Here is a 15715-nt window from a genome sequence, read left to right on the forward strand (position 1 = left end):
GGTACCATCGAACCGCCCCCTTTGCCGTGACGAAACGCTTTCTAGTTTAAATCTTCTTGAAAAAGGACTTGAGGACATCCCAATACATGGCCATGCGATCGACCATCCCCGCCCAAAACCCGCGTTTCTCTTCCTTGCGCACGTGGCTTACCCCGCACAGGACCACTTTTTTTTGGCGCCATCCTTCCTTCAACGCTAGCTTGGTCAGGGCAGCTTCGATCCCGAACTCCGTGTCCTCCACCGCCCCACTGGCCCGCTCCCAGTTCTTGCGGGACATCACCCGCTGGCCAGACAGGAAGGACGCGATCCGTTGGGAAAGGTCGGTGGCCATACGCCCCTCCCGGAACACGCCGATCACCACGTCTGCATCCCCCTCCGCATAGGCGCGGATCATGTCCTCCACGTGGTGGACGCGGAGGCCGGTAAGGTCCGCATCAAGAAACAGGAGCACATCACCTTGAGCGTTCGCTACCCCTGCCGCCATCGCCGCGGCCTTGCCGCGATTGGCCGGGAGACGCACCACATGCACCCCGTAACCATCCGCCACTTCCGCGGTGCCATCGGTGGATCCATCGTCCACAACGACAATCTCGCCCACCGAGGGCGCAGAGAGCAACGGTTCCAGGACGGCTCCAATCCTTTCCGCTTCGTTGTACGCCGGGATGATGGCTGAGACTTTCATGGGTTGGCCAACCGGTCAAGCACTGTGTACAACCAGTATAGCGCGGGACGGGCTCCTGATCAACTGGACTCGGCACGGAGGAGGTCGTACACGGCATGGGTCAAGGCGTCGGGTTCGGCCGGGACCTTCCGCTGCGCCCCGTCCCGGCGCCGCTCCAGGTCCACCTCGCCCTGGGCCAACGCCCGCGGCCCGATCACCACGAGCACCGGGATCCCGAGGAGCTTGGCGTCGTGGAACTTCTCCCCGGCCGTTCTCTCCCGGTCGTCCACCAGCACCTCCAGCCCGGCTCGGTCCAGGCATTCGGCGACCCGGACGGCGAACGTGGCATGGTCCGGACGGTCCGGGTTGAGCACGGCAATGAACGCGTGGAACGGGGCCACGGAGGCCGGCCAGATGATGCCCTGGTCGTCGTGATGGCGCTCGATCACCGCGGCGAGGAGCCGCCCTGTCCCGATCCCGTAGCAGCCCATGATCAGGGGCCGCGGCCTTCCTTCGCGGTCGAGGAACGTCGCCCCCAGCGCCTCGGAGTATTTGGTCCCCAGCTTGAAGATGTGCCCGAGCTCGATCCCTCGCGTGACGCGGAGGGTCCCCCCGCAGCGGGGACACCGGTCGCCGTCCCGGGCCATCGCCACGTCCACCACGAGGTCGGCGGAGAAATCACGGGGGAAATTGACGTTCCTGAGGTGCCACCCCTCCCGGTTCGCCCCGGCCACGAGGTTGCGGGCCTTGGGGATGGAATCGTCCACCACCACCTTGACCCCATCCCCCCTGATGCCGATGGGCGAGGCATAACCGGGGACCGCGCCCACCGCGGCGATGTCGGCCTCGGTGGCCGGGGCGAGGTCCGTGGTCCCCACGGCCCGGGCGAGCTTGGCCTCGTTCACCTCGAGGTCTCCACGGATCACCACGAACACGAGCTCGCCCTTGCCCCGGTAGAACACGGCCTTGGCCGTCTTCCGCTTGGGGACCCCGAGGAAGCTCGCCACCGCGTCGATCGTGTAGCAGTTCGGGGTAGCCACCTTCTCCAGCGGGCGCTCCCGTTCCCCCTCGTCGGCATCCTTGATCGCCACCGCTCCCTCTCGGTTGGCCGCATAATCGCCGCGCTCGCACTGGACGAAGGTGTCCTCACCGTATTCGCTGGGGAGCATGAACTCGTGGGACCCCGAGCCGCCCATCAGCCCGGGATCGGCCTCCACCGGGAGAGGCGCGAGGCCACAGCGCCGGAAGATGTTCAGGTAGGCCCGGTACACCTGGGGGTAGTAGCGGTCCAGGTCCTCGAAGCTCTCGTGGAAGCTGTAGGCGTCCTTCATCGTGAACTCCCGCACCCGAACGAGGCCGCCGCGGGAGCGGGGCTCGTCGCGGAACTTTGTCTGGATTTGGTAGAGCATCAGGGGAAGCTGGCGCCAGGATTGGATCTCCCGCCGGGCGAGGTCGGTCACCACCTCCTCGTGGGTGGGGCCGAGGACCATGTCCCGCCCGGCGCGATCCCGGAACCGCACGAGCTGGGACCCGAAATCCTCAAGCCTCCCGGTCTTGGCCCACAGTTCCGCCGGATGGACGATGGGCATGTGAAGCTCACACCCGCCGATGGCGTCCATCTCCTCGCGGATGATGGCCTCGATCTTCCGCAGCGCCCGCCACGCCAGCGGGAGGTAGGTGTAGATCCCGGCAGCGAGGGGACGGATCATCCCCGCCCGCAACATCAGGCGGTGGCTGGGGAGGTCCGCATCGGCAGGGTCTTCCTTCCACGTGGGGAGCAAATATTGACTGGCACGAACGTAGGCCATCGTTACCCTAAGATTAGCGGAAAAGGTCCCGCAGGGCAACGGCCAGCTCGTCCGGTCCATCGACCATCGTCGCCGGGACAGGGAGCGCGGCCAGGAAGTGTCCGCCGTACGACTGGGTCGCGATCCGGGGGTCGGCGAGCACCACCGCACCGCGGTCGAGCGGGGTGCGCACAAGGCGGCCTACGCCCTGGCGCAGCTTGAGCACCGCCCGCGGCAGGAACAGCTCGTGAAACGGGCTGCCGCCCCTGGCCTGGATCCGCTCCGCTTCCGCCTCGGCCACCGGGTCAGTGGGCACGGGGAACGGGAGGCGGACGATCACGAGGAGCTCCAGCTCCTCGCCGGGGAGGTCGATCCCCTCCCACAGCGTGTCCAACCCGAACAGGAGGACCGGCGGTGGGTGGCGGCGGAATCGGGCCACCAACTGGTCGCGCTCCCCATCGCGGCCCTGGACGAGGATGGGGACCTCGGGGAGATGCTCGGCGGTGGCGACGAGCAGGCGGCGGGACGTGAACAGGACGAGGCCCTTGCGGGGGGCAGCGGCCAGCGCCTTCCCCAGGGATTGGGCCAGGGCCGCTGGATAGCCCGGATCGTCAGGGTGGGGAAGGTACCGGAGGACGAACGCCCGGACGCGGCGGTAGGAAAAGGGCGAAGGCCAGGAGAAAAACGGGGTGCGGTCCGGGTCCAGGCCGAGTTCGCGGGCGATGGCGGTGGCGTCGTCCCCCACGGCCAACGTGGCCGAGGTCAACACCCCGGCCTGGATCTCTGTCCACAACTGCTCGGCCAGCGTCTCCCCCACTTCCACCGGGGAGGCGGTGAGGACGAGGCCGGTGGGCCCACGCGCATACCAGAACACGAACCCTTCCCCGTCCGGAGCGAGGAGGAACCGGACGAGCCCCGCCAGCCGGCCGGCCTCGGCGGCCATGGCCGCGGCTTGCTCCGCCTCCTCCTCCGGGAGATCCCGGGCCAGATCGGCCAGGGCTTCGGCCAGTTCGGCCACGGCCTGGGCCAACGCCGTCCCGGCCGGGGAAAGGGGGCGCACATTGTCTGGCTCGTAGCGCCCGATCTCCCGCTCGAACGTGGCGGAGGCCGCTTTCCAAAACGCCCGGTGCGTGGCCACCGCCCGCTCCCAGCCGCGGATTGCGGCCTCCACACCGGCGAGCTCTCCCCAGCCTGCAAGGAGCCCGGCCGGGCCGCGGCGCAGCTCTCCGAGGAGCCGGGGGATCACGGTCGGGGTGAGGCTCAGGCTCAGCGCCTCGCGCATCGCTCCGGGAAAGCCGTGGGCTTCGTCCACCACCAGGAACCGGTACGGGCCGAGGAGCTTCCCCTTGCCGGCGAGGTCGGCGCCGAGGAGGGCGTGGTTGACCACCACCAGCCGGGCCGCCCGCGCCCGGTCCCGGGCCGCCCAGGACGGGCAGCGGCCCCACCACGGGCAGGCCGCCCCGCCACACCGGTACGGGATGTCCCTGAGCTCGGCGAGGAGCGACGGACCCCCGGGGACAGACCGCAGCGCCGTCAGCTCGTCCAAGTCGCCGCTCGCGGTGCGCTCGGCCCAGGCGAGGAGGGGGACAAGGATCTCCGGGGGCAGGAGCCGCCGACGTGCGTCCTCCAGCCGTCGGGGGCACAGGTAGTTCTCCCGGCCCTTGAGGAGGGCGCACGGGACGTTCACCCCCAGCTCAGCAATCAGGAAGGGAAGGTCCCGCTGCCAGAGCTGCTCCTGGAGGGCGCGGGTACGGGTGGCCACCACCGCCCGCTCCCGCCCCCCCGCCAGGGCGAGGAGGAGGGGGACGAGGTAGCCAAACGTCTTGCCCGTGCCTGGACCGGCCTCGAGCAGCCACACGCCCCCTTGCTCCAGCGCCGCGCGCACGGCCTGGGCATACGCCCGTTGCTGGGGGCGCCGGTGGAGGCGGCTTTGCGCCTCCAGGCGGGCGAACGCCTCGTCCACCCCTGGGGGCGGCGACCGGGCCTTGGCCGGGCGGGGAGGCGGGGGCTTCCGGGGGACGAGCCAGCCCGGATCTGGGAGGAGCCCCTGGATCACGGCCTGCGCGCCGGGAGGAAGTGCGCCCACCGCCGCCAGCGCCGCCAGGAACACGCGCCCCGTGGCCTCGGCCTGGGCTGCGGCGTCCTCGGCAGCGGGCACGGGCAGGCCCAACCTGTGGATCAGGGCGGGAAGGGTATGGTCGGCCTCGCCTGGCCACACCGCGCGGGACAGGACCAACATGTCCACCCACCGCGCCTCGGGGAGCCGGTCGAACGCCTCGGCCAGTGCGGCCCGCAGGCGGGGCGCGTCGTGGGCGACGAAGGGGAACCCGGCGAATTGAGCCAGGCGCTCGTCCCGTCCGAGGATCCCGCCGGATTCACCCTGGCCACCGCAGGAGACCCGCACGGTCTCCGTGGGTTTCCCGTCGCGGAAGAGCACCAGCGCAAGTGCGTTTTTGTCCAGTGCGACGGCGACGAACTCCACTGCAGTTACGGCTTCAGCCGGTACAAGAGGTCGATGCGGCGGACCACCCCTACCAGGTGCCCGTCCGCGTCCACCACCGGGATCTGTTTGAGTCCCTTACGGATCATGATGTCCGCGATGTGAAAGTCGCCATCGTCGGGACGCACGGTGACCACCTCCCGGGTCATGAACTTGGCGATGGGTTCATGCGCGATCTCCCCGAGCCTCCGGGCGAGCTGGTTCACGCTGGGGAGGAAGGACGCCGACTGCAGCATGTCCAGGTATCCCGGCAGGGCGGCCCGGATGAGGTCGCGTTCGGACACGATGCCCACCACCCGTCCCTCCTCGTCCACCACCGGAAGCGAGGTCAGCCCGGATTGGTCCATGAGGTAGATGACCCGGGTGACCGGGGTGTCCAGGTCCGCCGCGGTCAGGTCCCGGCGCATCAGCTCACGGGCCTTCATCCGCCCCCCTTAGGCCGGATCACCACATGGTCGAGCTCCCGTTTGATGGCCGCTTCGTCCAGGCACAGCTTTTCCTCGACCTCGGCCGTGGCCACCGCCGCCGCCATCCCATACTTGACGGCATCGAGGAGAGCGGCCCCACGCGCGAGCTCCACGAGGATCCCGCCCACCAACGCGTCGTCGGCCCCCACCAGGTTCTTAAACGTGGTCAGGGGGACCTTGGCCTCCAGTTCCCACACCCCATCCGGGGTGATCAGGATGTCCCCGGTCACGTGGTGGGAGATGAGGCAGGCGGTGACCCCGCACTCCACGGCCCGCCTGCCGGCCCGGATGATCTCCTCTTCCGTGCGGAGGGGCATGTCCCAAAACCGGAGCTCCTCCCGCACGTCGGGCTTGGCCAGGTACGGCCCTTCCTGGACCGCCTCCACCAGGGGACTACCGCCGGCATGGAGCACTGTGGGCACGCCCCGCAGCTTGGCCAGTTGGACCAACGTGCGGTAGAAGTCGTCCGGGATTCCCGGGGGCAGGGCCCCGGCCAGCACCACGTGTTCCGCCCGCGCCAGCATGCGCTCGTACTTGCGGAGGAAGATGTCCACCGCGGGGTGCGGGACCTCCGGCCCCTCCTCGTGGATCCGGACCGGGTGGTACTCCTTGCCTTGTTCGAGGATGGTGACGTTGGTCCGGCTTTCCCCCTCGATCCACACGAAGTTCGCGGTCACACCCCACGCCAAGAGGTCCCGGAGGATGATCTGCCCGGTGTGTCCGGCGAGGAACCCCATCGCCACCGTGTCCACCCCATGGGCGGAGAGGAAGACGGAGACGTTGATCCCCTTTCCGCCCGCGGAAGTACTGGACTTGATGGCGCGGATCACGATCTCCTCCTCCACCCGCTCCAGGGACAGGGGGAGGTGATCCACCCGGTAGAACTTGTCCAGGGTCGGGTTGAGGGTGACGGTGAGGATCATCGCACCCGCTCCTGGCCGATCATCGCCCCTGCGGTCGCCCCCTCCACCGCCACCTCCACGAGCTTCCCGATCATACCCGTATCCCCCGGGAAGAGCACGGTGCGGAAGTCCCGCGTCTTGCCCATCACCAAGCCCTTATCGGAGAGGTAGGCCTCGGCCAGCACCTCCACCGTGGTCCCGATGCGCTCCCGGTGGAGCTCCCGGGCGATGTCGCGGGTAACGGCGAGCACCTCCGCCAGGCGCCGCCGCTTCTCCGCGGGAGGGACGGAGTCGGGGAGGGCGGCGGCCCGGGTCCCCGGCCGCGGCGAGTACGCGGCCACGTACACCGTGCCGAAGCGCACCTCCTCGATCAGGGATAGGGTGTCCCGGAAGTCGGCCTCCTCCTCTCCGGGGAAGCCGACGATGACGTCGGTGGTGATGTTCACGCCCGGGATCCGCTCCCGGAGCCGGCGGACGAGCTCGAGGTACTGGGCGCGGGTGTAGCCGCGCCCCATCGCCCTGAGGACCCGGTCGCTCCCGGACTGGACGGCAAGGTGCACGTGCTCGCAGATGTTATCCCCTTCGGCGATGGCGGCGATGGCCTCATCGGTCATGTACGCGGGGTGGGAGCTGGTGAACCGGATGCGGGGTATCGGCACGCGGGCGGCGGCACGGAGGAGTCGGGCAAAGTCCGTGTCCCCTCCCAGGTCGCGCCCGTACGCGTCCACGTTCTGCCCGAGCAGGGTTACCTCCTGATACCCCTGCGCGGCCAGGTCCTGGAGCTCGTTCATAACCGCAACAAGCGGGCGGGAGCGCAGGGGCCCCCGCACCCAGGGCACGACGCAATAGGCGCAGGCGTGGGAGCACCCTTCGGCGATGGTCACGTACGCCTGGAATCGGCTCCGGCGGAGGACGGGCAAGGCTTCAACGCCGTCGGGGTCCGGCAGGAACGCAAAGTGCTCCCCGCGCCTCGCCCGCTCGATGAGGCGAGGCAGCTCCGCGATGCGGGCCGTGCCGAACGCGAAGTCCGCCCCTGGACAGATCCGGAAGATCGCGTCCCGCCGCCCCTGGGGCATGCATCCCCCCACGCCGATCACGAGCGGGCGCTCCCGGCGCAGGCGTTCGAGCTCCCCCACCCGCCCGGCAGCCTTGTCCTCGGCCCGCTGGCGGACCATGCACGTGTTCAGGATGACCACGTCCGCCTCCTCGGGCTGGGCGACGAGGGCATACCCCGCCGCGGCGAGCACCCCCGCGATCTCCTCCGAGCGGTGTTCGTTGAGCTGACAGCCCCACGTAAGCACACACGCCTTCATATGTGGGAAAAGATAACCGACTTGTCCCGGCGGGCTCAACCGCGGTGGGAGGGGGATGGGATCACCGGTTATGATCGGGCGTGCAGCACCGGGTGGATCGGTACCTCGCGCGGGAGATCGTGCCACCGTTTGGGGTGGCCCTGCTCGCGTTCCTGGTGTTCATCGGCCTGGAACTCGTGATCTCCCTGTCCGATGCCGTGTTCGCCCGGGGGGCGGGGGCCGCGGAGATGCTGCGCCTCCTCCTCTACAAGCTCCCGAGCCTCCTTACCTTCGCCATCCCCGCCGGGGCCCTCCTCGCCACCTTCCTCGCGTTCGGTCGCCTGGCCGCGGACCGGGAGCTCCTTGCCTTTCAAGCCCTTGGGTACTCCCTACGGCGCCTGACCGTGCCGTTCCTCCTGTTCGGGGTCGCGGCGAGCGCGCTTTCCTTCTCGCTCGGGGAGTTCGGCGCCCCCCCGGCCGAGGCCGCCTACCGCCGGGAGCTCATGGCGATCCTGTACCGGGGGTCGGTGCCGAGCATCCAGGAGGACGTGTTCTTCCGTGGGGCGGAGGGGGAGCTCTACTACGTGGAGCGGTACGACGGGCAGCGGGTGATGGGGGTGGTGGTGTACGACCTCCGCGGCAGGCTGTACCCCCAGGACGGGCCGTTCCCGAACGTGATCACCGCCCGTGAGGGCTGGTTCCGCGGGGGGACGCTGGAGCTCCACGGCGGGCGGGTGCTGCGGTTCGCCTCGGACGGGGGGCTGGAGGAGCTGGTGCGGTTCGAACGCTTGTCCCTGGAGGTGGGGGAGGACGTGCAGCGGGCAGTGCTGGGCGGCAAGACCCCGAGCGAAATGTCCCTGCGCGAGCTTGCGGAGCGCATCGACCTCTTGCGCCGGAGCGGGCTCGATCCCCGGGCGCTGGTGGTGGAGTACCACGGGAAGCTCGCGATCTCCGTGGCGGCGTTCGTGTTCGTGCTGTTCGGCGCCCCGCTGGGGGCGCTCCTCGGGCGACGCGGCCGGGCCACCGGCGCCATCGCCGGGTTCCTCCTCGCCGCCGCCGCCCAGGCCTTGTTCGTCTGGGCCCGCACCATGGCCCGCCGCGGCGTGCTTCCGGCGTTCCTCGGGGGGTGGCTCCCCCACATCGCGTTCGGCCTGCTCGGACTGGTGCTGTTCCTGGCGGTGGACCGGCTCCGCCTGCGGGGGACCCTGGCGTTCCTGCTTCTGGCGATGATCGGGGTGGGCGCGGGTGCTGCCCCTCCGTTCGCCGAGTTGTGGGCGGACGAGCTCGTGTTGGATTCCGCGGGCACGGTCCTCACCGGGACCAGGGTCCGCGCCCACTTCCAAGGGTACACGCTCGTCGCCGCGCACCTGGTGGCGAGGGAAGAGGAGGGGTGGACGGTGGAGGCGACCCAGGCCTCCCTCACCGGTTCCGACGGCGAGCTCCAGGCCGAGCACCTCACCGTGCGCTTCACCCCCGACGGGGAGCCGGCCGGGGCGGTGGCCGCGGGCTTCGCCGGCCGGTCCACGTTCCGTGGCCCAGAGAAGGAGGAGACGCTCCTCTTCTCCGGGGCATGGGGGGAAGCCGAGCTCGCGGACGGGGAACTGGTGCGGCTCGAGGCGCGGTCGGTGCGGTTCACCACCTGCCCCTGTTTCCCTCACGCCCCCTACCTCGTACGCGCCGATCGGTTCGTGCTCCGGCCCGCGAAGTGGCTGTTCGCCGAAGGGGTGACGGTGGAGTCGTTCGGCGTTGCCGTGGGTTGGCTCCCGTTCTACGCGGCCCGCCTGGGGGAGGAGGCATCGCCCCTGTTCCCCGAGGTGGGCCGGGCCGGGGCGGATTGGCTCTTGCGTTGGTCCTTCCCCTGGGCCTTCGGGGAAGGGGTGGCGGGGGCGGCAGATCTCACCTGGTACGTGGGGACGGGACGGGTCGACCCGGCCATCCAGGCGGTGTGGGATACAGGGGGGATCTGGGCTAGCCCTACCGGCCTGCGGTTGCGCGCGGAAGGGCGGTGGGAGGGCGAGCCGTGGCGGGCGGCGCTGCGGGTGACCGAGGACCAGCTCTCCGCGGACCTGTCCGGGGACCTGGCGGGGTGGGCGTGGTCCCTGTCCTGGGGGCGGGTGGAGGCGGGAGACCAAACCTACGAGCGCATGCCCGAGTTCTCGCTCACGCGGCCCAAGGTGGAGTGGCTGGATGGGACGTTGGCCGTCACGCTCTCCGGCGGCCGCTTCCGCGAAGGGCAGACGGAGAGCTTGCGGGCCGGGGTGGACCTCTCCTGGTCCCGCCGGTGGGTCGTGGGGCCGGCCGTCGTGGACGTTCCGTGGCGGTTGGGGGTTGACCAGTACCGGGAGGCAGGGCGCGCCTTCTTCTCGCTGTCCCCACGGCTGACGGTGGGGGGGCTGTCCTTCGGGTACCAAGGGCGGTGGGAGGTCGGCCGGTCGCCGTTCGATTTCGACGCGACTCCGCCCCTGAGTCGGCTCGCGCTCGAGCTTGCCACCCGCGCCGGGGGGTGGCGGGAACGGCTGTCCCTCGGGTGGGACCTGGCCGCGGAGGCGGCGCTCCCAGCGAGGTGGAATCTCTCCCGGCCCGGGCTGTCCTGGGAGGTCACGTTCCTCCCGGCCCCCTTCGCCCTGCACGGGAGCACGTGGTCCCTGAGCTGGCAGGACGAGGGGGTGGCGGTCATCGTGGTCGGCGGGTTCCGCGCTTCCCCGTGGCGGTGGGAGGACACGCTGGTCAAAGGGCACTGGTCCGGGGAGGCGTTCTCCCTGTCCGGCGGGGCACGGGTGGCGGCTTCCCCGGCGCGGGTGACCAGGGTAGCGCTCGCCGGGGAGTGGCGGCCGGTCCCGGAGTGGGGCCTCGGGCTCGCGCTGGAATACGACGGCCCGACGGCGCGCCTCGTGCAGTTGGAGGGGAGCGTTGTCCGTGTGTTCGCCGGGTGCTTGCGGGTGGGGGTGGTTGCCACCCTCACCGGGATCCGGTTCACGGTGGAGGTGCCCGCGTTCCCCCAGGCCAAGATCCGGTTTGCTCCGCTGGACGAGGGCCTGCAGATCGGGGAGTAGTATAATTGGGTACGTATGACCAGGAAGAAGAGGATCCCTGACTGGCTTACGGCGAGCCGGGTCCTGATCGCCCTGGCCATCTTGGCCCTAATCCCCGCCGGTCCCCGGGCCTTGCGGGCGGTGGCCTGGCTCCTCCTCGTGGGGTGGACCACCGACATCGTGGACGGGCGCCTTGCCCGCCGGTGGGAGAAGGAACCCAGTTGGATCGGAGAGCACGATTTCCAGATCGACATGCTCATGGTGCTCGCCAGCGCGGTGTACCTGGTGGCCACCGGCCTCGTGCCCCGCGCCGTGGGCATCGTGTACCTCGCGGTGGGGCTCCTGGTCGCCCTGGCCGTGCACAGCCGCTCCGCCCAGTTCCTTCGGTTCAAAGCGGTGACGATGCTGATCGCCTTCCCCTGGGTGTTCCTCCCGTTCGTGGTGGCCTACTTTTACGATCCGTTGGCTGCCTACGTGGGGCTGGCGTGGACGGCGGGCGCCCTCCTCGTGGACCGGCGCCGGTTCGCCGGGGTGGTGGGGGACTTCCTGTCCGGGGCCCGCGCGTTCTTGCGCCGACCGTGAGCCCTTGTTAGAGGAGCCGGCTCGGGGTCCGTTCGAGGTGGGCGTAGGCCTTGTCCGTGGCCAGCCGTCCCTGGGGGGTACGGCGGATGAACCCCAACGCGATCAGATAGGGTTCGTAGAGCTCGGCGATCGTGTCCGGGTCCTCCCCCAGGGCCGCGGCCAACGTCTCCAACCCCACCGGTCCCCCGTCGAACCGATCGATGACGACCCCCAGGATCTTGCGATCCAACCCGTCCAGTCCCTTCTCGTCGATGCCCAGCATGGACAAGGTTTCCTCGGCCACGGCCAGGCTCACCGTGTTGGTCCCGGCCACCTGGGCCACATCGCGGGCCCGGCGGAGGAGGCGGAGGGCGATGCGGGGCGTGCCCCGGGCCCGGGTGGCCAGCTCCCGGGCCGCCCGTTCCTCCACGTCTACCCCCAGCCGGGGCGCGACCCGGCGGATGATCTCGGCCAGCTCCTCCGGCCGGTAGAAGTCGAGACGGAACACGACCTCGAACCGATCCCGGAGGGGGGCGGTGAGGAGCCCCTCCCGGGTCGTGGCCCCGACCAGGGTGAACGGGGCGAGGTCCAGGCGGATGGAACGGGCGTGGGGGCCCTCCCCGAGGACGATGTCCAGCTTGTACTCCTCCATCGCCGGGTACAGGATTTCCTCCACCTGGGGTCGCAGGCGATGGATCTCGTCCACGAAGAGCACATCGCCCGGGGAGAGGTGGGTGAGGATCGCTGCCAGGTCCCCCGGCCGTTCGATGGCCGGGCCGGAGGAGACCTTGATGTGCCCCCCGATCTCGTGGGCGATGATGTAGGCGAGGGTGGTCTTCCCGAGGCCGGGGGGGGAGAGGAGGAGGACGTGGTCCAGGGGCTCGTTCCGCGCTCTGGCCGCCTGAATGTAGACCTGGAGGCGCTCCTTGATCTCCGTTTGCCCGACGAACTCGGCCAGGGTGCGGGGACGCAGGGCCCGCAGGGGCTGATCCGTGTCCTGCCGTTCCGCGCCGAGATCCCGTTCGGCCATCGTGGGCCATTGTAGCCCGCCCGCGCGGGGATGGGCAACGGGTTTGTCACCGCGTGCGTCCGTCCCTAAAATGGGCAGGCAATGCGCTGGATCCTGGGGGTGCTCGTGGGGTTCCTGGTCCCGCTCGGTGCCGGGGGGGGGTTCCTCGCCCTGACCTCCCTCGATTGGTCCGTCGACGGCCGGTTCGTGCTGTTCTGCGAGGCCGGTGATCTGTACATCGGCCTTGCCCCGAGCGGCCGGGAAGCGCGCCCGCTCACGTCCGGTGCCGGCACGGATTGGGGACGCTTCGGCCCCGGGGATTGGTTCGTGTACGCGACCCCGGTGGAGGGAGGGTACACCCTGTGGCGGGGCCGGCTGTCCGGGGAGGAGCCGGAGGAACTCTTGTTCCTGCCGGCCCTCATCGCCCGACCCGCGGTGTCCCCGGATGGAAGGCGGATCGCGTTCGTATCCAACCGCGACGGCCCTTGGGACCTGTACCTCCTGGATCTCGAGACGCGTCAGGTCAAACGCCTGACCGAGACGGATCCGGAGTGGCTTGAGGACACCCCCGAGTTTTCCCCCGATGGCCGGTTCCTCATGTTCGTCGGGCTGTGGGGCACCGGCCCGGAGGGGAGCTGGGACATTTTCATCCTCGATCTCTTGTCCGGTGGGGTGGAACAGTTGACCGAGGACCCGTTCTTCGATTGGTGTCCCCGTTTCTCCCCGGATGGGGAATGGATCGCGTTCGAGTCCAACCGACGCGGACCTTCGGACATCTACTTCATGCGCCGCGACGGCCGGAACCTGACCCCGTTCACCCACGACGCTTGGCGGGATGCCTTCCCCTGCTGGTCGCCCGCCGGAGACCAGATCGGCTATGCCTCCTTGCGCGTCGGCGGGTGGGTCCTCCTCGCCGAGGGGACCTACTGAGCCTGACCGCTCCTCCTGAACCCGCCATGGGCGACCGCGTGGGGATGGGGCGGCTGGTGGCGGTGGGACGGTTCGACGGTGTCCACCTTGGCCATCAGGCGTTGTTCGCCGAAGGGCGGCGCTTGGCCCAGGAGCGTGGCCTCATCCTCACCGCGTACACCTTCCCCCCACGGGGACCATCGCTCCTCACGCTCGCGGCCAAGGAACGGCTGCTTGGGGCATTGGCCGACGAGGTGACGGTGGTGCGGTGGGAACAAGTGCAGGACCTGGCTCCGGACGTGTTCCTTCGGGAAGAGTTGGTGGAGCGGCTGGGGGCGCGCGGCGTGGTGCTGGGGCCCGATCACCGGTTCGGTCGTGGCCGGGCCGGCGATGTGGGGCTCCTGCGGCGCCTGTCCGGCGAGCTCGGCCTGTCCGTGCACGTGGTGGAGCCGCTCGAGGTGGATGGGGGGGCGGTGAGTTCAGCGCGCATCCGGGATCTCCTGCGCTGCGGCGAGGTGGCCGCGGCGGCGCGGCTCCTCGGCCGCCCCCCGTGCGTGGTCGGCCAACCGGTGCCCGGGGTCGCCCTGGCACGACGGATCGGGTTCCCCACGGTCAACCTGGACCTCGCGCCCGAGCTCCTGCGGCCGCGGGAGGGCGTGTACGCGGCGTGGGCCCATTGGCCGGGAGGGGACGGAGGGGCGCTGTTCTACATTGGGAAACGCCCCACCTTCCCCGGACTTCCCCCGTCGGCCGAAGTCCACCTCCTGGTCCCTCCGGCTGGGGAGGTGCCCGGCCCGGTGGAGGTCCACCTCCTCCGGTTCCTGCGGGGGGATGAGCGGTTTTCCGATCCGGAGGCCCTCACCCGCCGGATCGCCCGGGATCGGCAGGAGGCGGAGACGGTCGTGCGCGCGACCCGGCCCCCCACCCCGCTTCTGGTCGGATGAGCGGGAGAACGACGGTTGCGCACGTGGGCCGAGAGGCTCTATCATCGTTCATGCGGGTTTTAGGGATCGAGACGGCCGGCGAGCAGGGCGGAGTAGCCCTTCTCGGCGAGGAGGGTCCAGGATATGTGGTGATGTTCCCCACCGGCCGTGGCCAGGGCGAGCTCCTCGCGCCCGCGGCGCGGGCGGTGCTGGACTTGGCTGGGGTGCGGCCGAGGGAACTCGGCCTGATCGCGGTGGATGTGGGCCCGGGATCGTTCACCGGCCTCCGGATAGGACTCGCGTTCGCCAAAGGATTGGCCCAAGCCCTGGGGGTGCCCGTGGTGGGCGTGCGGCAGACCGAGGTGGTGGGGAAGCCGCTGGCGCGGTGGTGGCCGGGGCGGGTCGCGGTGTGGGTCCACGACCGACGGGAGTTCGTGTACATGGCCTGGGCGGATGCGCACCGGGCGGGAAGCGAGATCGTGCTCCCGTGGCCGGACGCCCTGGCTAGGATCGGCGATCGGGCAGGGGTGCTCCTCACGGGCTCAGGGGCGGTCCGGTTTGGAGAAGCGGTCCGGGCGCAGGCGCCCGGGGTGACGGTGGCGGATCCCCTGTGGGCCTGGCCGAGTCCGCTGGAGGTGGCGCGACAAGGTCGGGCCAGGTTCCTCGAACTGGGGCCGGACGATGTGCTGCGGCTTGAGCCGCACTACGTGCAGAAGGAGGGATGATGGGCAGGGTATGTGAGATCTGCGGGCGGGGGCCGGAATACGGGACACAGGTGAGCCATTCTGGGCACCACAGCCGGCGGGTCAGGCTCCCCAACCTGCAGTACGTGCGGGCGGTGTACCAAGGGCGCCGGCGGCGGAGGCGCGTATGTGCTCGCTGCATCAAGGCGGGCAAGATCGGGAAGGCGTGAGGGGCTTGCCCTCCCGCCTCCCCAGTGGGCGGGGGCCCGTTCCTTTGGTTGAGGAGGGATGATGCAGTTCAAGGTCGGCGACCTTAGCCTGGGCAAGGTCTTGGAGATCCACCCCAACGGGGCCCTGATCGGCCTTGCCGAGGGGGAGGAGGCCGGGTTCCTCCACCTCGCGGAGATCGCCGAGGAGGCGGTGGGGCGGGTGGAGGACTACCTCACCGAGGGCCAGCAGGTGCTGGTGAAGGTGATCGGGTACGACCGCCTCGGCCGGCCATCCCTGTCGTTGCGGCGGGTCACCGACCGGGATCGGGAGGCGGCCGAGTTCCATCGCGAGGCCATCGAGTTCCGATCCGTGCTGGCCAATCGCTCGATCAGTGTTCCGCTTCCTGAGCGGCCGGAGGAGCGGCTGGAGTGGCGGCTTTCCCGGTGGCTGGACGAGGCGGAGGCCGCCTTGGCCGGGCTGCGGAAACGCCGTGCCGGCCGGCTCTCGGAGAAGTTCTACACCGACTGAAGGGGGAGGGATGCCCAAGGGAATGGCGCTCATCGACCGAGAACGGTGCAAGGGCTGTGGGCTGTGCATCGCCGCTTGCCCGTTCGGGGTGCTGGGGTTCTCCGACGAGCACAACAGCTCCGGGTACAACGTGGCCGCCATGGTCCACCCGGAGAAGTGCACCGGGTGCACAACCTGCGCCCAGGTGTGTCCGGACGTGGCCATCGAGGTGTACCTCCTCCGTCCGGCCCCGGTGCGGGAGGCGCGATGAG

15 protein-coding genes are annotated in these 15715 nt (G+C 70.1%); 8 read left to right on the plus strand and 7 right to left on the minus strand.

The genetic code is table 11. From position 1 onward, the window contains the following. Positions 1 to 46 precede the first annotated feature (46 nt). From NUV94_01990 to miaB, 6 genes are read right to left on the minus strand one after another with little or no spacing between them, the layout of a single operon-like run. Positions 47 to 682, minus strand: coding sequence for a glycosyltransferase family 2 protein (locus NUV94_01990; protein ID MCR4391561.1), 636 nt, complete (start codon positions 680 to 682; stop codon positions 47 to 49). Between the two features lie 59 nt (positions 683 to 741). Beyond that, positions 742 to 2469, minus strand: a complete 1728-nt coding sequence (locus NUV94_01995) for a proline--tRNA ligase (protein MCR4391562.1) — start codon at positions 2467 to 2469, stop codon at positions 742 to 744. A gap of 13 nt (positions 2470 to 2482) precedes the next feature. Continuing rightward, positions 2483 to 4930 (minus strand): hypothetical protein, encoded by a 2448-nt coding sequence (locus NUV94_02000; GenBank protein MCR4391563.1) that lies wholly within the window; start codon positions 4928 to 4930, stop codon positions 2483 to 2485. Between the two features lie 5 nt (positions 4931 to 4935). Further along, positions 4936 to 5373, minus strand: a complete 438-nt coding sequence (locus tag NUV94_02005) for a CBS domain-containing protein (protein MCR4391564.1) — start codon at positions 5371 to 5373, stop codon at positions 4936 to 4938. Continuing rightward, on the minus strand, positions 5370 to 6338 hold the full coding sequence (locus NUV94_02010; GenBank protein MCR4391565.1) for a 1-phosphofructokinase family hexose kinase: 969 nt from the start codon (positions 6336 to 6338) through the stop codon (positions 5370 to 5372). The genes NUV94_02005 and NUV94_02010 overlap by 4 nt, the downstream gene beginning before the upstream one ends. Beyond that, positions 6335 to 7618 (minus strand): tRNA (N6-isopentenyl adenosine(37)-C2)-methylthiotransferase MiaB, encoded by a 1284-nt coding sequence (gene miaB / locus NUV94_02015; GenBank protein ID MCR4391566.1) that lies wholly within the window; start codon positions 7616 to 7618, stop codon positions 6335 to 6337. The genes NUV94_02010 and miaB overlap by 4 nt, the downstream gene beginning before the upstream one ends. 92 nt (positions 7619 to 7710) lie before the next feature. Between miaB and NUV94_02020 the strand changes: the two genes are divergently transcribed. Together NUV94_02020 and NUV94_02025 are read left to right on the plus strand one after the other, a co-directional pair. Continuing rightward, positions 7711 to 10662: an LptF/LptG family permease gene (locus tag NUV94_02020; protein MCR4391567.1), complete on the plus strand. Its 2952-nt coding sequence runs from the start codon at positions 7711 to 7713 to the stop codon at positions 10660 to 10662. Between the two features lie 15 nt (positions 10663 to 10677). Beyond that, on the plus strand, positions 10678 to 11223 hold the full coding sequence (locus NUV94_02025; GenBank protein ID MCR4391568.1) for a CDP-alcohol phosphatidyltransferase family protein: 546 nt from the start codon (positions 10678 to 10680) through the stop codon (positions 11221 to 11223). Between the two features lie 7 nt (positions 11224 to 11230). On the opposite strand, the gene ruvB is transcribed toward NUV94_02025, so the two are convergent. Beyond that, positions 11231 to 12232, minus strand: a complete 1002-nt coding sequence (gene ruvB, locus NUV94_02030) for a Holliday junction branch migration DNA helicase RuvB (protein MCR4391569.1) — start codon at positions 12230 to 12232, stop codon at positions 11231 to 11233. 81 nt (positions 12233 to 12313) lie between these two features. Here ruvB and NUV94_02035 point away from each other — a divergent pair, with 81 nt between their 5' ends. From NUV94_02035 to NUV94_02060, 6 genes are read left to right on the plus strand one after another with little or no spacing between them, the layout of a single operon-like run. Further along, a complete protein-coding gene (locus tag NUV94_02035) occupies positions 12314 to 13141 on the plus strand; it encodes a hypothetical protein (protein ID MCR4391570.1) in 828 nt (275 codons plus the stop codon). Between the two features lie 26 nt (positions 13142 to 13167). Beyond that, complete coding sequence (locus NUV94_02040) at positions 13168 to 14064, plus strand: hypothetical protein (GenBank protein ID MCR4391571.1); 897 nt, start codon at positions 13168 to 13170, stop codon at positions 14062 to 14064. 50 nt (positions 14065 to 14114) lie between these two features. Beyond that, positions 14115 to 14768, plus strand: coding sequence for a tRNA (adenosine(37)-N6)-threonylcarbamoyltransferase complex dimerization subunit type 1 TsaB (gene tsaB, locus NUV94_02045; protein MCR4391572.1), 654 nt, complete (start codon positions 14115 to 14117; stop codon positions 14766 to 14768). Further along, positions 14768 to 14956: a 50S ribosomal protein L28 gene (gene rpmB / locus NUV94_02050; GenBank protein MCR4391573.1), complete on the plus strand. Its 189-nt coding sequence runs from the start codon at positions 14768 to 14770 to the stop codon at positions 14954 to 14956. Before tsaB ends, rpmB begins: the two co-directional genes overlap by 1 nt. 58 nt (positions 14957 to 15014) lie before the next feature. After that, positions 15015 to 15464, plus strand: coding sequence for a S1 RNA-binding domain-containing protein (locus tag NUV94_02055; protein MCR4391574.1), 450 nt, complete (start codon positions 15015 to 15017; stop codon positions 15462 to 15464). A 10-nt stretch (positions 15465 to 15474) separates the two neighbouring features. Then, a complete protein-coding gene (locus NUV94_02060; GenBank protein ID MCR4391575.1) occupies positions 15475 to 15714 on the plus strand; it encodes a 4Fe-4S binding protein in 240 nt (79 codons plus the stop codon). Position 15715 lies beyond the last annotated feature (1 nt).

The sequence above is a fragment of the Candidatus Acetothermia bacterium genome, from assembly GCA_024653305.1.
In the GTDB taxonomy this organism is placed as follows: domain Bacteria; phylum Bipolaricaulota; class Bipolaricaulia; order Bipolaricaulales; family Bipolaricaulaceae; genus JACIWI01.

Coding starts and splice junctions, on each gene's coding strand:
- ruvB (MCR4391569.1), bottom strand. CDS start 12,232: ATGGCCGAACGGGATCTCGGCGCGGAACGGCAGGACACGGATCAGCCC.
- NUV94_01990 (MCR4391561.1), bottom strand. CDS start 682: ATGAAAGTCTCAGCCATCATCCCGGCGTACAACGAAGCGGAAAGGATT.
- NUV94_02040 (MCR4391571.1), top strand. CDS start 13,168: ATGGGCGACCGCGTGGGGATGGGGCGGCTGGTGGCGGTGGGACGGTTC.
- NUV94_02010 (MCR4391565.1), bottom strand. CDS start 6,338: ATGATCCTCACCGTCACCCTCAACCCGACCCTGGACAAGTTCTACCGG.
- tsaB (MCR4391572.1), top strand. CDS start 14,115: ATGCGGGTTTTAGGGATCGAGACGGCCGGCGAGCAGGGCGGAGTAGCC.
- NUV94_02055 (MCR4391574.1), top strand. CDS start 15,015: ATGATGCAGTTCAAGGTCGGCGACCTTAGCCTGGGCAAGGTCTTGGAG.
- NUV94_02060 (MCR4391575.1), top strand. CDS start 15,475: ATGCCCAAGGGAATGGCGCTCATCGACCGAGAACGGTGCAAGGGCTGT.
- NUV94_02025 (MCR4391568.1), top strand. CDS start 10,678: ATGACCAGGAAGAAGAGGATCCCTGACTGGCTTACGGCGAGCCGGGTC.
- NUV94_02035 (MCR4391570.1), top strand. CDS start 12,314: ATGCGCTGGATCCTGGGGGTGCTCGTGGGGTTCCTGGTCCCGCTCGGT.
- NUV94_02005 (MCR4391564.1), bottom strand. CDS start 5,373: ATGAAGGCCCGTGAGCTGATGCGCCGGGACCTGACCGCGGCGGACCTG.
- rpmB (MCR4391573.1), top strand. CDS start 14,768: ATGGGCAGGGTATGTGAGATCTGCGGGCGGGGGCCGGAATACGGGACA.
- NUV94_01995 (MCR4391562.1), bottom strand. CDS start 2,469: ATGGCCTACGTTCGTGCCAGTCAATATTTGCTCCCCACGTGGAAGGAA.